The sequence below is a fragment of the Halomonas salsilacus genome (assembly GCF_051216275.1).
Lineage (GTDB): Bacteria > Pseudomonadota > Gammaproteobacteria > Pseudomonadales > Halomonadaceae > Halomonas.
Window position 1 is genome coordinate 233,524 of record NZ_JBPKAQ010000006.1, and the last position, 15,056, is coordinate 248,579.

Annotated in this window: 15 protein-coding genes and 1 pseudogene; 7 read left to right on the top strand and 9 right to left on the bottom strand. The window is 66.0% G+C overall.

The genetic code is table 11. The features are described 5' to 3' along the window. Position 1 precedes the first annotated feature (1 nt). The gene (locus ACR80S_RS11075; protein ID WP_435399001.1) at positions 2 to 214 is read right to left on the bottom strand and encodes a hypothetical protein; all 213 of its coding nucleotides are present in this window, start codon (positions 212 to 214) and stop codon (positions 2 to 4) included. Positions 215 to 448: 234 nt separating this feature from the next. Here ACR80S_RS11075 and sugE point away from each other — a divergent pair, with 234 nt between their 5' ends. Further along, entirely contained in the window at positions 449 to 763 is a 315-nt protein-coding gene (gene sugE / locus ACR80S_RS11080; RefSeq protein WP_435399000.1) for a quaternary ammonium compound efflux SMR transporter SugE, read from the top strand. 16 nt (positions 764 to 779) lie between these two features. On the opposite strand, the gene csiR is transcribed toward sugE, so the two are convergent. From csiR to ACR80S_RS11120, 8 genes are all read right to left on the bottom strand, one after another. Next, positions 780 to 1,469, bottom strand: coding sequence for a DNA-binding transcriptional regulator CsiR (gene csiR / locus ACR80S_RS11085; protein ID WP_435398999.1), 690 nt, complete (start codon positions 1,467 to 1,469; stop codon positions 780 to 782). Between the two features lie 102 nt (positions 1,470 to 1,571). Further along, complete coding sequence (locus ACR80S_RS11090) at positions 1,572 to 2,177, bottom strand: ABC-type transport auxiliary lipoprotein family protein (protein ID WP_435398998.1); 606 nt, start codon at positions 2,175 to 2,177, stop codon at positions 1,572 to 1,574. Continuing rightward, a complete protein-coding gene (locus ACR80S_RS11095) occupies positions 2,174 to 3,112 on the bottom strand; it encodes an MlaD family protein (RefSeq protein WP_435403195.1) in 939 nt (312 codons plus the stop codon). Before ACR80S_RS11095 ends, ACR80S_RS11090 begins: the two co-directional genes overlap by 4 nt. Further along, on the bottom strand, positions 3,112 to 3,930 hold the full coding sequence (locus ACR80S_RS11100; protein WP_435403196.1) for an ABC transporter ATP-binding protein: 819 nt from the start codon (positions 3,928 to 3,930) through the stop codon (positions 3,112 to 3,114). Before ACR80S_RS11100 ends, ACR80S_RS11095 begins: the two co-directional genes overlap by 1 nt. A gap of 32 nt (positions 3,931 to 3,962) precedes the next feature. Next, complete coding sequence (locus ACR80S_RS11105; RefSeq protein WP_435398995.1) at positions 3,963 to 5,105, bottom strand: ABC transporter permease; 1,143 nt, start codon at positions 5,103 to 5,105, stop codon at positions 3,963 to 3,965. A gap of 38 nt (positions 5,106 to 5,143) precedes the next feature. Continuing rightward, positions 5,144 to 5,959 (bottom strand): IclR family transcriptional regulator, encoded by an 816-nt coding sequence (locus tag ACR80S_RS11110; protein WP_435398994.1) that lies wholly within the window; start codon positions 5,957 to 5,959, stop codon positions 5,144 to 5,146. Between the two features lie 161 nt (positions 5,960 to 6,120). Beyond that, on the bottom strand, positions 6,121 to 7,329 hold the full coding sequence (locus ACR80S_RS11115; protein ID WP_435403197.1) for a 3-oxoadipyl-CoA thiolase: 1,209 nt from the start codon (positions 7,327 to 7,329) through the stop codon (positions 6,121 to 6,123). Between the two features lie 12 nt (positions 7,330 to 7,341). Next, positions 7,342 to 8,871, bottom strand: coding sequence for a 3-hydroxyacyl-CoA dehydrogenase (locus ACR80S_RS11120; protein WP_435403198.1), 1,530 nt, complete (start codon positions 8,869 to 8,871; stop codon positions 7,342 to 7,344). Positions 8,872 to 9,040: 169 nt separating this feature from the next. On the opposite strand from ACR80S_RS11120, the gene ACR80S_RS11125 reads away from it, so the two are divergent. The 6 genes and pseudogenes from ACR80S_RS11125 to ACR80S_RS11150 all read left to right on the top strand — a co-directional run. Further along, entirely contained in the window at positions 9,041 to 10,192 is a 1,152-nt protein-coding gene (locus ACR80S_RS11125; protein ID WP_435398991.1) for an acyl-CoA dehydrogenase family protein, read from the top strand. Continuing rightward, entirely contained in the window at positions 10,192 to 11,793 is a 1,602-nt protein-coding gene (locus ACR80S_RS11130; RefSeq protein WP_435403199.1) for a class I adenylate-forming enzyme family protein, read from the top strand. Before ACR80S_RS11125 ends, ACR80S_RS11130 begins: the two co-directional genes overlap by 1 nt. After that, a complete protein-coding gene (locus ACR80S_RS11135; RefSeq protein ID WP_435403200.1) occupies positions 11,790 to 12,221 on the top strand; it encodes a PaaI family thioesterase in 432 nt (143 codons plus the stop codon). Before ACR80S_RS11130 ends, ACR80S_RS11135 begins: the two co-directional genes overlap by 4 nt. A 143-nt stretch (positions 12,222 to 12,364) precedes the next feature. Further along, positions 12,365 to 13,600, top strand: a complete 1,236-nt coding sequence (locus ACR80S_RS11140; protein WP_435403201.1) for a hypothetical protein — start codon at positions 12,365 to 12,367, stop codon at positions 13,598 to 13,600. Between the two features lie 130 nt (positions 13,601 to 13,730). Continuing rightward, positions 13,731 to 14,912: an acyl-CoA dehydrogenase gene (locus tag ACR80S_RS11145; protein ID WP_435403202.1), complete on the top strand. Its 1,182-nt coding sequence runs from the start codon at positions 13,731 to 13,733 to the stop codon at positions 14,910 to 14,912. A gap of 13 nt (positions 14,913 to 14,925) precedes the next feature. Beyond that, positions 14,926 to 15,056 (top strand): annotated as a pseudogene (locus ACR80S_RS11150) (electron transfer flavoprotein subunit beta/FixA family protein); the annotation flags it as partial.

The window sequence follows — 15,056 nt, forward strand, 5'->3', positions numbered from 1 at the left end:
CTCAGGCGCCCAGGCCGCTTTCCCGAAGCACCTGGTCGATGCTGCGCTCGGCCAGCGGGGCGCCGCCGCGCTCGACCAGCAGTTGGTGCTCGAGGGCTTGTACACCGACCTCCACACAGCGGGTGATCAGCTCCGTCTTGCCAAGGCCCGTGGCCTCGGCGAGGACATCGAAGCGGGCTTCCAGGTCGCGGGAAAATCTCAGCAGGTGGGGCATCTCGTCTTCTCCAGCATGCCCATCCTCGGGCGGGTGTCTGTCAAGGGTAAATCGATTGTTACATTCTGTCACCTGCCAGTCTGTCAGCGGTTGGTGACGCCCGCGTGACAGCCTGGGCTGGCTTGAAAAGCCCGCCCGAGGTGCTAGCATGCGCGGCTCGAGTTTCGTGGCCGGGACGACCCGGTGCGCGCCTGGCGTTGCGGGGACGGCCCCGACCCGTTTGGAATCTTTGATATGGCGTGGGTGCTGGTGTTGGTGGCCGGTCTTCTCGAGGTGGCCTGGGCATTGGGACTGAAGGCCTCGGCGGGCTTCACCCGTCCCGTGCCGAGCGTATTGACCGTGCTGGCGATGGTGGCCAGCTTCTTCCTGCTGGCTCAGGCGATGAAGGTGCTGCCGGTGGGCACGGCCTATGCCGTTTGGGTGGGCATCGGCGCGGTGGGCACGGTGCTGCTCGGTATCCTGATCTACGGCGACAGCGCCTCGCCGCTGCGCCTGCTCAGCCTGGTGCTGATCCTTGCCGGCCTGGTGGGTCTCAAGCTGGCCGGATGATGCTCATTCCATGAGTTCAGGCCAGCCCCTGGCGCTGCATGGCCTCGATGATGATCGGCACCGGGGTCATCAGGTGCTCGCGCATCATCTCGGCGGCGCGCTCGACGTCGCGGGCCAGGATCACTTCCACCAGGGCGGTATGCTCCTCACGCTTGCGCGCCAGGGCCCGCTCCGAGAACACCGTCGCGCGCAGCCACAGGTGCCGATAGCGTTCCACCTGATCGAACAGGCCCTCGCGCACCTGCAGCAGGTGAGGTGAGCGACAGCCACTGGCGATGGCGGTATGGAAGGCCTTGTGGCGAGCGTCCCAGACGTCGAGCAGCTCGTCGGGGCTGTTCACCTCCATCACCTTGGCGAGAGTGTGGGCCCGGGCCAGGACGCCGGCCTCCCAGGCGTCGTCGCCGCGCTCGATGGCCAGCCTCAGCACCAGCCCCTCGAGCTCGGCGCGGGCGTCATATAGGTCGGCCAGTTCGGCCAGCGACATGGGCGCGACCCGATAGCCGCGCTGGCTGATCGCCACCACCAGGCGTTCGGCCACCAGCTGCGAGAGCGCCTCGCGCAGCGGGCCTACGCCCAGGTCGTAGCGCTCCTTGAGCCGGCTCATCAGCAACTTCTCGCCGGGCTGGAAGGCCCCGCGGATGATGTCCTGCTTGAGCCAGCGGTAGGCGCTGATGCCGAGGTTCTGCCGAGGGGAAGTCGTATCCATGCCGCCTGCGTTCCTTGTCATGTGCCGACATCATAGCCGAACATCGTTGATCTGAATAATCGACGGCATCACGCCGGAATGACGCCATTTGGCCGCCCGGCGTCAGCGCCCCTGAAGCACCTCCTCGCTCCACTCGGCGATCGCTCGGGTCAGGTCGTCGGCGGCGCGGCCGAAGGCCTCCACCACCTGCGTCACTTCGGTTCCCTCGCTGGGTTCGCGCATCTCGAAGCGTCGCTCGGCAAGCAGTCGGCGATCGCTCTCGTCCACCAGGCTGGCGTCCAGGCGAATCACCGCCACCGGCAAGCCCTGTCCCTGCCCCTGTGGATAGACGCTGTGGAAGGCGCGCAGGTCGCTGACCAGGGCGACATCGGCCCCCAGCGGGCTGTTGTCGTCCTGGGCGCTTAGGCGTGCCCGGTCGCGCAGCCCCTCCACCAGGCGGTCACGCAGGAGCAGTGGGGTGCGATCGCTCCAGCGGGCGCCGGTATAGGCCTGCAGGCGGTTGGGCTCCGGCATCACCAGGATCCGCGCCCCGGAGAGCAGCGCCGAGGCCTGGGGCGTCTCGACCCGCAAGCGAACCTCCAGGGGTGGCCCTTCTGAGCGCGCCAGCGAGGCTGCGGGCAGCAGGTGAAGGCTGGCAGGCTCGCTCTCCGGCAGCAGGGTGCAGGCGGCGAGCGTGCCCGCCAGGAGCAGCAGGGCCAGGCGTCTCATGGTGAAAACTCCTCGATCGGTTCGCGACCCAGCAGGAAGTCGGCCGGGTTCTCCTCCAGGCGGCGGGTGATTCGCCCCAGGGCGTCCAGGGTGTTGCGCAGCTCTCGGACGATCGGCCCCAGGTCGCCCAGCCCCTGCATGCCGCGGCCCAGGGCCTCCTCGTTGTTGCCGAGTAGCGTCTCCAGGCGGCGGGTCATGCCCTGCAGGCTGCCCATGGCCTGGCCGGCGCTGTCCAGGGCCTGGCGCCCTTCGGCGTCGACCAGAGTCTCGGCGCTCTGGCTGAGGCTGGCCAGCGCCCGGAGCAGGTCGCTGGCTTCCTCGCCCAGGCGGTCGGCGATGTCGACCACGGCACCGAGTTCGCTGCTGCGGGCGGCCAGCTCGTCGCTGAGCTGCTCGAGGTTGGCCAGTATCCGCTCGACCCGGTCGGTGTTGTCCTCGGCGAGCAGGCGGTTGGCGTTGATCAGCAGCTGGTTGAGGCCGGTGACCAGGGTCTCGCCGTCGGACAGCAGCGAGCTCAGCGGCGAGGGCTCGGCCAGGATCAGCGGCGGGTCCTCGAAGCTGCCCCGCAGGCGGGGTCGCTCCGGGCTGCCACCCTGGAGCTGGATGTTCATGCTGCCGGTGATATTGGCCAGCGCCAGGCCGGCGCTGGTGTCCTCGCGGATGGGGATGTCGGCGTCGATGCGGATCAGCGCGCGGACCAGGCGCGGGTCGTCCGGGTGGAGGCGCAGGTCGGCCACGTCGCCGACGCGGATGCCGCTGAACAGCACGGCGTTTCCGACATCCAGTCCGCCCACTGGGCGGTCGAAACTGACCTCGTAGTAGGTCATTTCACGATCCGTCGCGGCCTTGCCGAGCCACAGGGCGAACCCCAGCGCGGCGACGACGGCGATGACGGTGAACAGGCCGATCACCAGGTGGTGGGCGCGGGTTTCCATCAGGTGTTCTCCCGGGGAGTGGTCGGCGCGGGGTGCGCGGTGGCCTCTGCGGCGCCGGCGGCCGCGCGGCCGCGCGGGCCGTGGAAGTATTCGCGGATCCAGGCGTCATCGCTGGCCTCGACCACGGCCAGGCGGTCGGCGATCAGCACGCGGCGCTGTGAGAGCACGGCGACCCGGTCGCAGGCGGTGTAGAGGGTGTCCAGGTCGTGGGTGACCAGGAAGACGCTGAGCCCCAGGGCGTCACGCAGGGTCATGATCAGCTGGTCGAAGTCCGCTGCACCGATGGGGTCGAGGCCGGCGGTGGGCTCATCCAGGAACAGCACCTCCGGGTCCAGCGCGAGGGCCCGGGCCAGCGCGGCTCGCTTGATCATGCCGCCGGAGAGCTCCGAGGGCATCATCAGCGCCGCGTTGGGCGGCAGCCCGGTCAGGGCCAGCTTCATGCGCGCCAGGTCCTGGGCGTCACGCCGGGTGAGGCCCGCGTGCTCCATCAGCGGCAGGGCGACGTTCTCCTGCAGGTCCAGAGACGAGAACAGCGCGCCGCGCTGAAAGAGCACGCCGAAGCGACGCTCCAGTTCGGAGCGCCGCCGGGCCGTCAGGGCGGTGAGGTCCTCGCCGAACATCTCGACGCTGCCGGCGTCGGGGCGTTTCAGTCCCACGATGCTCCTCAGCAACACCGACTTGCCGGTGCCGGACCCCCCCACCACGCCGAGGATCTCGCCGCGAAGGATGTCCAGGTCCAGGTCCTTGTGGACCACGACGCTGCCGAAGCGGTTGGACAGCCCGCGCACCCTGATGACGACCTCTGCGTCTTTGGCCACCTCGGTTCCTGTCGTGACGCCTGCGTCTGCCATCACCACCCCATCTCCATGAAGAACAGCGCAGCCACGGCGTCGAGCAGGATCACCATGAAGATCGACTGCACCACGCTGGAGGTGGTGTGCTCGCCCACCGACTGGGCGCTGCCGCTGACCTTGAAGCCCTCCAGGCAGCCGATCACAGCGATCAGGAAGGCAAATATCGGCGCCTTTCCCAGACCGACCAGGAAGTGGTTGAGGGGGATGTCGCGCTGCAGGATGCTGAGGAACTGGGTGGCCGAGATATCCAGCATGAAGATGCACACCATGGCGCCGCCGAGGATCCCGCACAGCATGCCGATGAAGGTCAGGATCGGCAGGATCACCATCATTGCCAGCAGCCTCGGCAGCACCAGCAGCTCCATGGGGTCGAGGCCGATGGCGCGGATGGCGTCGATCTCCTCGTTGGCCTTCATGGCGCCGATCTGAGCGGTGAAGGCGCTGGCGGTGCGGCCGGCCAGCAGGATGGCGGCCAGCAGCACCCCGAACTCGCGCAGGAAGGCGAAGGCCACCAGGTTGACGGTAAAGATGGTGGCGCCGAAGTCGCGCAGCACCGTGGCGCCCAGAAAGGCCACCACGGCGCCCACCAGGAAGGTGAGCAGGGCGACGATAGGCACCGCGTTGAGGCCGGTCTGGTGCACATGAGCCACCAGCGCGGTGACCCGCCACCGCCACGGACGCAGCACGGTGGTAAGCAGGGCGGTGAGGGTCAGGCCGATGAAACCCAGCAGCAGTCGCTGCTGGTGCCACAGGCCGCCGACCCGCTCGCCGACATCGACCAGCCAGTCGGTCAGCGGTGCCCGGCGAGGCGGCTCCGGTTCCAGCGGTTCGCGCAGCACCCGGGCCACGGTCTCGAGCAGCGCCTGGCGCGCCTTGGGCAGCTCCGGCGCCCAGCGGGCCACGTCCTCCATTCGCTCGGCGCCGAGCAGCGCCACCAGCAGGCGGGCGCCGGCGGTGTCCAGGCCGGTCAGGCCGGAGAGATCCACCGCCTGGTCGTCCGAGGACTCGCCAGCGCCGCAGCGTTGGGCGGCGACCTGCTCCTTGAGCACGCCATGGTGGGCGAGCACCCAGTCACCGCTGATGTGCAGTCGACCGGCCTTTACGTGGAATCGGCCGGGCGAGGCGTCGGTCGAAGCCATGGTGCGACGTGTCCTTCTCGAAGGAGGGGGCCTTGCGTTTATCTGTATTGGGGTGGTTCCAGCACGCTGATGATATCGCGGGCTATGGCCTTGAGCCTCGGCCCCAGGCTCTCCACTAGCTTGTCATGGGTCAATCTCAGGCTGGAGCCGCCGCAGTTGAGTGCCATGACTTCAGCGCCGCCTTCCAGTACGAGGGGCAGAGCCACGGCGCTGACCTCCGGTTGCCATTCTCCCTCGGAGAGGCAGAACCCATAGTCACGGTATTCGGTCAGGCTCTCTTCAATACCGGCTTCGATCCTGGCCCAGTCACCCTGGTGGATCTCCTTGAGTTGCTCCATGACCTGCTGACGTCGCTCGACGGTAAGGCCACAGAGCCAGGCCCGACCGATCGCCGATGTTGCCATGGGCAGCCGCGATCCCACCTCGAGTCGCATGATCAGGGGGCCGTTGCCATGGCAGGTCTCCAGGTACATCATCGAGGTGCGGTCGGCGGTGCCCAGGCTGACGCTGCAGTCGGTCGCATCGGCGAGGCGTTGCAGATGCGGGCGGGCAATGTCGCGTATGCCCATATTGGCCAGGTAGCGATAGCCCAGGGCGAGCACCCCGGCACCGAGGCGATACTTTTCGATGTCGGAATTGCGCTGCAGATAGCCGAGCTGGGTCAGGGTATAGGTGAGCCGCGAAACTGTCGGGCGCGGAATGCCGGTGCGACTGGAGAGGTCTGCGTTACCGAGGTATTCCTCACCGGCACCGAAGGCGCGCAGTAGCTCCAGACCACGAGCTAGAGCCGTCACGAAGTTGCGATCCTTGCCGGCCTGTTCCGGCTCGTCTTCCTGAAGAATCGTCTGTGTCATTGGCAGCTATCCTGGGCAGGGCCGTGCATTTTGAAATCTATTGTCGCATAACAAACATCGTCTGCCTGCACGATATGCCCTTCGAGCAGGGTAACAACGGTCAGTAACCGAGGAGTACGCAGGTGCACGAGCGACGAGGCGGGCAGGACCCGCCTCGAGGTTCAGCCCTCCATTCGCTCGATCACGCAGGCGATGCCCTGACCCACGCCAATGCACATGGTGACCAGGGCGTAGCGGCCGCCTGTCGCTTCCAGCTGGCGCAGCGCAGTGATCGCGAGTCGTGCGCCGGAGGCGCCCAGGGGGTGGCCGATGGCGATGGCGCCGCCATTGGCGTTGAGCCGCGAGTCGTCGGCGGAGAGTCCGAGGCCCTCCAGACAGCCCAGCACCTGGACGGCAAACGCCTCATTGATCTCGATCACGTCCATCTGTTCCAGGCTCAGCCTGGCCCGCGCGAGGGCCTTTTGAGAGGCGGGCACCGGTCCCAGGCCCATGACACGGGGAGCGACGCCGGCCACGGCTCCGGCCAGGATGCGCGCGCGGGGGCGCGCGCCGGCCCGCTCGCCGGCGGTTCGGCCGCCGACGATCAGGGCGGCGGCACCGTCGTTGAGGCCCGAGGCGTTGCCGGCGGTCACCACCCCCTCCTCGAACAGCGGCTTGAGGCGGCCCAAGGCCTCGACGTCGCTCTGCGGGCGCGGGTGCTCATCGAGACTGACCGGTCGCGGGGGCTGCTTGCGGCCTTGGGGCACCTCGATGGGCAGCAGCTCCTCCGCGTAGAAGCCGCGGGCCAGGGCGGCGGCGTAGCGCGCCTGGGAAGCGGCCGCGAAGTTGTCACACGCCTCGCGATCGATGCCCAGGTCGTGGGCGATGTTATCGGCCGTCTCCGGCATGCTGTGACTGCCGAATTCGCGGGCAATACGCGGATTGGGGAAGCGCGAGCCGATCACGGTGTCGAACATCGGCTGATTGCGGGCGAAGGGTGTCTCGGCCTTGCCCAGCACATAGGGGGCGCGTGACATGGATTCCACGCCACCGGCCAGGAACAGCTCGCCTTCACCGCTGCGGACCGCGCGGGCTGCGTCCATCACCGCGGCCAGGCCGCTGCCGCACAGGCGATTGACCGTCTGGCCGGCTACTTCGATGGGCAGGCCGGCCAGCAGCGCGGCGTGGCGGGCCACGTTGCGCGAATCTTCTCCGGCTTGGTTGGTGCAGCCCGCCAGCACTTCCTCGTAATCCTCTGCGGAAAAGTCATTGCGATTGACCAGAGTGGCCAGTACCTGGCCCAGCAGGTCATCGGGGCGGACCGCCGCCAGGTCACCGCCATGGCGGCCGAAAGGGGTGCGAATGCCATCGTAGAGATAGACGTCTTGCATGGGGATTTCCTCTCAGAAGGGGTCGGGGGTCGTCAGCGGCAGACCCAGGCGGGCGCGACGGCGCAGCCAGGGGCTGGGGCGGTAGCGGGGGTCCCCGGTTGCGGCCAGCAGCGTTTCAAGAATGGTCAGGATGCGCCGGCTGCCATAATGGTCGCCCATCGCCAGGGGGCCTCGGGGATAGCCGAGGCCCAGTTCCACGGCTCGGTCGATGGTGGCCGGGTCGGCCACACGCTGCTGGGCGATCTCGGCGCCCACGTTGACGATGCAGGCGATCACGCGCTGCAGCACGAAGCCGTGGCTGTCGTTGAGTACGCTCACTTCGGTGCCGTCCTGACTCAGCAGGGCCCAGGCCGCGTTGCGGAACTCCTCGACGGTGGCCGGGTTCGCCATCAGGCAACGATGCTTGTCGAGGCCGCTCAGGGTTTCCACCGCCACGCAGCGGGTGGGGTCCAGGCCCTGGCGCAGGGCACAGTCGGTGGTGTCCTCGCCGAGGGGCGTCAGTAGGCAGAGCGATTCCTGGGTGGGGCGATCGCCCTGGTCAAGGGGCCAGCCAGCAGCGCTGACCAGTGCCGCCAGGGCTGCCCTGGTCTCGCCATTTTCAGGACTGATCCACACCGGCAAGGGAGCGCTGGTGGGCGGCGTCTGCAAGGCGGGGCGCTGCGCCTGGCCCTCGACATAGGCGTAGAAGCCACGGCCGCTCTTGCGACCCAGCAGGCCGGCCGTGAGGCGCTGGCCGGTGATCGGCGACGGCCGAAAGCGCGGTTCCTGATAGTACTGGTGGTAAATCGACTCCATCACCGCGTGGGAGACATCGAGCCCGGTGAGGTCGAGCAGGGCGAAGGGCCCCATGCGAAAGCCGCCCAGGTCTTCCAGGATGCGATCGATGGTGGCGATATCGGCGATGCCTTCGCCGAGCAGGCGCAACGCCTCGGTGCCGAAGGCCCGGCCGGCATGATTGACCAGGAAGCCCGGGGTATCGGTTGCCCTGGCAGTGAAGTGCCCCATGGACTGGCCCAAGGCCTCGACCGCCTCGACAACCTCGGGGGCAGTGCGGACGCCGGGAATCACCTCGGCGATCTTCATCAGCGGGACGGGGTTGAAGAAGTGGAAGCCGATCACCCGTTCGGGGTTCCGGCACGTGGACGCGATGGCGGTCACCGACAGGGAGGAGGTGTTGGTAGCAAGCACTGCTTTTTCGTCCAGCCGCTCTTCCAGTTCGGAGAACAGGGTCTGCTTGGCCTCCAGCTTCTCGACAATGGCCTCTACCACGATATCGCAGTCGGCCAGTGCATCGAGGGTGGCTGCCTCATGAAGGCGCCCGCGATACTTGGTGTGCTGGTCGGCGTCTATCCGGCCCTTGGCGACGTTGCGTGTCCAGAGGTTATCGATGAAGGCCTGGGCCTTGGCGACTGCCCCGGAGCTAGCATCGTATAGACGGACCTCGAGACCTGCCTGGGCGGCCAGCTGAGCAATGCCGCGGCCCATGGCACCGGTGCCGACGATGCCCAGTGTGCGGAAGGGATGAGAGGGGGCAGTTGACATGGGATGCATACCTTTCTTGTTTTGCTTGGCGAAATTTGATTCCAAATATTGACTACCATCCTAGGCTATGCAAAAGTGCCTGACAAGCTAGTTTGCGAACATGAATGTTAATTGGCGGAACAGGGTGCCGGTCTGGGCATGCTGCCGTCGCTGCTGCGAGGACTTTTGCATGATTCGTGACCCGGAACTCCTGGATCAGCTGATCGATACTCTCTCTCGTTTCGTTCGGGAACGCCTGATTCCCAATGAAGCACGTCTGGCCGAAGAGGATGCCGTGCCCGCCGAGATTCTCCAGGAGATGAAGGAAATGGGCCTGTTTGGCCTGTCGATCCCGGAGGAATATGGCGGCCTTGGTCTGACCATGGAGGAAGAGGCGCTGGTGGCCATGGAGATCGGCAAGACGTCTCCGGCTTTCCGCTCGGTCTTCGGCACCAACAACGGCATCGGCGCCCAGGGCATTCTCATCGACGGCACGCCGGAGCAGAAAACACGATACGTTCCGCGGCTGGCGACCGGGGAGCTCCTCAGCTCGTTCTGCCTGACCGAGCCCGACGTCGGTTCCGATGCCGCCAGTCTGCGCACCACGGCGGTGCGCGACGGTGATCACTACATCCTCAACGGCACCAAGCGCTACATTACCAATGGTCCCGAAGCGGATCTGTTTACCGTGATGGCACGAACGGATCCCGAGAAGAAAGGGGCCGGTGGCATTTCGGCCTTCATCGTCGAGGGCGACACCCCCGGACTCGAGCGCGGGCCGGCTGACAACAAGATGGGTCAGAAGGGCGCCCATACCTGCGACATCATCTTTACCGACTGCCGGGTACCGGCCGAGAACATCATCGGGGGCCGCGAAGGGCAGGGCTTCAAGACAGCGATGAAGGTACTCGATCGCGGCCGCCTGCATATCTCCGCCGTCTGTGTCGGTGTCGCCGATCGGCTGGTCGAGGAGTCGCTCAGCTACGCCATGGAACGTCAACAGTTCGGGGTGCCGCTCTCCAATCATCAGCTGATCCAGGCGATGCTCGCCGACAGCAAGACCGAAGCCTATGCCGGGCGCACCATGGTCCTCGACGCCGCACGCCGAAAGGACACCGGCGAAGATGTCTCGACCCTGGCCTCCTGCGCCAAGCTGTTCTGTGCCGAGATGGTCGGCCGTGTCGCCGATCGTGCGGTTCAGATCCATGGTGGAGCGGGCTACATGTCGGAGTACGCCGTCGAGCGCTTCTACCGCGACGTGCGGCTGTTCCGCATCTACGAGGGCACCACCCAGATCCAGCAACTGGTGATTGCCCGCAACATGGTGCGGGAGGCGTCCTGATGGCCCTTTCCGTGACGCACCGGGCACCGGACGAGCGCATCTTCGGCCGCCTGGCCAGTGAGCTGGTGGCGGAGCTGCCCGATCGACTGAGTACCCGGGTACTCGACAATGCCCGGCGCATTCCCGACCAGCCGGCTCTGGTCGATGGCGAGGTCCGCTGGAGCTATGCCGACCTGGGCCGCGAGATTCACGAGGCTCGACAATGGCTGGCCTCGCTGGGGATTCGCCCTGGCGACCGCCTGATGACCGTCGGCGAGAACAGCCGTGCCCTGGTGGTGCTGCTGCTGGCGGCCAGCGAACTCGATGCCTGGGTGTCCATCGTCAACTCGCGCCTGTCCCCCAAGGAAGTCGACCTGATCCGCGACAATTGTCTGCCCCGGTGCGTCTTCTATACCAGTGAGGCATCACCCGATGCGGATGCGCACGGTCGTCGGCACGGCGCCGAGCTCCTGGTACATCCCAGTCTGGGCGCGCTCAGGGTCGGGTCTCAGGCCGACAGCGATCTGGAACCGGTAGCGGCCAGTGGCGCCGATCAGGTCGCGGCGATGATCTACACCTCCGGAACTACCGGCACGCCCAAGGGGGTCATGCTCACTCACCGTGCCATCCTCTATATCGCCTCGATCTCCGGTGGCATGCGTCATCTCGGTGAGGGGCAGCGCGTCTATGGGGTATTGCCCATGTCCCATGTCTTCGGGCTCTCTTCCGTTTGCATGGGATCGCTCTATAACGGTGCCTGTCTTTACACGGTGCCGCGCTTCGATGCGGCGATGATGCTCGATGCGCTGAAGCAGGAACGCATCACCGTCCTCCAGGGGGTGCCGGCCATGTACGCGAGAACCCTGGAATTTCTTCGCCAGCGAGGCCAGGCCCTGGAGGCGCCAACGCTGATCTATATTTCCGCGGGTGGCTCGCCCCTGGATGCCGACATCAAGGGGAGGGTCGAGGCGGTATTCGGCCAGACATTGCACAACGGCTATGGGCTGACCGAGGCCAGCCCGACCATCAGCCAGACCCGTATCGATGATCGCCACGTCAGCAATACCGTGGGGCGCGTCCTGCCGCTGCTGGAGTATCGCCTCGAGCCATTGGACGCGAGCGGCGATGTCTCCGACGACGTTGACGAGGTAGGCGAGCTGTGGGTGCGCGGTCCCAACGTGATGAAGGGCTACTTCCGCCAGCCCGAGGCGACGCGTGCCTGCCTCACCGACGATGGCTGGCTTAATACCGGCGACATCGCACGCTTCGATGCGGATGACCAGCTCTATATCGTCGGGCGCAGCAAGGAGCTGATTATTCGCTCCGGGTTCAACATCTACCCACCCGATGTGGAGGCGGTGATCAACGAACATCCCGATGTGACGCTGTCGGCGGTGGTGGGGCGTCAGGTCTTGGGCAACGAGGAGGTGGTGGCCTTCGTTCAGTGTGAGCCTGGCGCGGCCCTGGATGAGACGGCACTGCGGGCGTTCATTGCCGAGCGGCTGGCGCCCTACAAGCGGCCCACGCAAATCGTCCTGATGGAATCGCTACCGGCGACGGCCAGCGGCAAGATCCTCAAGGGAAAGCTCCGCGACCTGGCACAAGGGAAGGAACCGTCATGAGTGATGCGTTGCCGTTGTCATGGCGGATGGTGGGATTTCAGGACTTCCTGGGAGTTCGCGTCGTCCACTGGGAGCCGGATCGGGTGACGCTCGAGCTGGGGGTCGAGCCTCATCATCTCAATCGCAGCGGGATCGTGCATGGTGGCGTGCTCTGCACCTTGTTGGATGTGGCCATGAGTTTTTCGGGCCTGCACTGCGCGGCCCCGGATGGGCTACGCAAGGCGATGACGCTGTCGCTCACCACCACCTTCGTTGCCCCTGCCAAGGGAGAGGCGTTATGCGCTATCGGGCGGTTGGAAGGAGGAGGGCGCAGTACCTTCATGGCCAGCGGCAAGGTACTCGACAGCGAAGGCAACCTCGTGGCGATGGGGGAAGGGGTTTTTCGTCGGCGTCGTGGAAGCGAGGCCGAGGAGGGAGAGGGCCAGTGAGTCGGGATCGCCTGAGGGCTTCCCTGCTGCTGGTCGTGATTCTGGCGACCCTGGCAGATCTAGTGTTCATCAGTCCAGTAGCTCAGTGGTTGGCGATTGTCGCCCTGGGGGGGTATCTGCTCACCCTGCGTGGGTTGTCGACCATGGCCCGCATCCTGTTGGGTGCTGCAGTCATGCTTAGTCTTGCAGTGCTTTGGAAACACACCGCTCCACTGGAATTACTGCGCGAGGCCGCGGGACGCTTCGCCTTCTTCGCCACCTTTCTGATGGTGTTGGGGTTGCTTCGGCTCCCTGCCTACCGCTCTAGGCTGGTGAAGCGCTGTGGCAACGCCATGCTGCTTCAGCCTCCCAGCCGGCGTTACCCGATCCTGTCACTGGGCTCGGCGCTGTTCGGCATCATCCTCAATATCGGCGTGCTCAACCTCTTTGCCGCCATGATAGAGAAGAGCAATACCCTGGCGGCAGCCCAGGGGCGTCTGTGGGTCCAGCAGACGCGACAGCGTCGCATGATGTTGGCGCTGCTGCGTGGCTTTGCACTGGCGCCACTGGTGTCGCCCATGGGTATCGGCATGGCGGTGGTGCTCTCCAGCATGGAGGGACTGCGCTGGATCGAGCTGGCTCCCTACGCCCTGGGTGCGGCGCTGGTGCTGTTCCTGGTCGGCTGGGGAGTCGACCGGGTGACCGGCCCGCAACTGCAGCAGATCAGGCAAGATGATGTTCCCTCGCTGCGGCCTCTGGCTCGTTTCTCGCTGGTGTTGCTCTCGCTCGTGGCATTGATCTTCTTGCTCGCCTGGGGGCTCGACCTGCACTTGCCCACCGCAGTTCTGCTGGGGGCACCCCTGGGGGCTTTTCTGTGGCTCTGCTGGCAGTTTCGTCGCCATGGTATGGCGGGCATTCCGACGGCCGCCGTTGCCCTGCATCGCGGGTTGCCGAGGCTGGTTTCGCCGGCGTCCAACGAGATTGTGGTGCTGGGGGCGGCAGGCTATATAGGGCATCTCTGCGTGGGATTGGTAGATGGGACAGCTTTAGCTGATAGCGTCGGTTTTCTGTCATCGCTTGGGGCGGGCACCGCGGTGGTCGCCATGCTGCTGGTGGCACTGTTGGCTCAGGTTGGCATCAACCCCATCGTCAGCGTCACCCTGCTCGCCGGCATTTTGCCCACCCTGGGCATCGAAGGCCTGACACCGCCCGTGCTGGCGGTTTCCCTGCTGGTGGGCTGGACGCTGGCGCTCATGTCATCACCCATGACCGTCTCGATGCTGATTCTGTCCAGGTTCACTGGCGTTTCGTCGCTGCGTATCGGGTATCGCTGGAACGGCCTTTTTCTCTGTCTTGCCACGCCGCTATTGGCGGCGTGGTTTTTGGTAGCACGCTTTTAAGCAGGGCAACTGCCGCTTGACTGTGTCGCAGGCGTTCAGCATCATGAAATAAATGAAACAAGATTCTGCATGGCAAAATAAAAAGGGCTTGTCATGACAGGCCAACACGTCAAGTACAGGAGATTTCGACATGTCCCATCACCCCGCTTTCCACTGGCAAGACCCGCTGCTGCTCGACCAGCAGCTCACCGACGAAGAGCGCATGGTGCAGCAGAGCGCCGCCCAGTTCGCCGCCGACAAGCTCGCCCCTCGCGTGCTGGAGGCCTTCCGCCATGAGCAGACCGACCCGACCATCTTCCGCGAGATGGGCGACACCGGCCTGCTCGGCGCCACCATCCCCGAGCAGTATGGCGGCAGCGGCCTCAACTACGTCTGCTACGGCCTGATCGCCCGGGAGGTCGAGCGCGTCGACTCTGGCTACCGCTCGATGATGAGCGTGCAGTCCTCCCTGGTGATGGTGCCGATCAATGAATTCGGCAGCGAGGCGACCAAGCAGAAGTACCTGCCCAAGCTCGCCAGTGGCGAGTGGATCGGCTGCTTCGGCCTGACCGAGCCCAACCACGGCTCCGACCCCGGCGGCATGGTGACCCGCGCCCGCAAGGTCGAGGGTGGCTACCGGCTCACCGGCAGCAAGATGTGGATCACCAACAGCCCCATCGCCGACGTCTTCGTGGTGTGGGCCAAGGACGACGAGGGCGACATCCGCGGCTTCGTGCTCGAGAAGGGCTGGGAGGGCCTCTCCGCCCCGACGATCCACGGCAAGGTGGGGCTGCGCGCCTCGATCACCGGCGAGATCGTCATGGACAGCGTCTTCGTACCCGAGGAGAACCTGTTCCCCGAGGTGCGCGGCCTCAAGGGTCCCTTCACCTGCCTCAACTCGGCCCGCTATGGCATCAGCTGGGGGGCGCTGGGCGCCGCCGAGGACTGCTGGCACACCGCCCGCCAGTACACCCTGGACCGCCAGCAGTTCGGCCGGCCGCTGGCCGCCAACCAGCTGATCCAGAAGAAGCTGGCCGACATGCAGACCGATATCTGCCTGGCCCTGCAGGGCTGCCTGCGCCTGGGCCGCATGAAGGACGAGGGCACCGCCGCGGTGGAGATTACCTCGATCATGAAGCGCAACAGCTGCGGCAAGGCGCTGGATATCGCCCGCCTGGCCCGCGACATGCTGGGCGGCAACGGCATCAGCGACGAGTTCGGGGTGGCCCGCCACCTGGTCAACCTCGAGGTGGTGAACACCTACGAGGGCACCCATGACGTCCACGCCCTGATCCTTGGCCGCGCCCAGACCGGCATCCAGGCCTTCTGTTAATAGGAGATACGCCATGAAAGTCCTCGTCGCGGTGAAGCGCGTCACCGACTACAACGTCAAGATCCGGGTCAAGCCGGATCACTCCGACGTTGACCTCACCAACGTCAAGATGGCCATGAACCCCTTCTGCGAGATCGCCGTGGA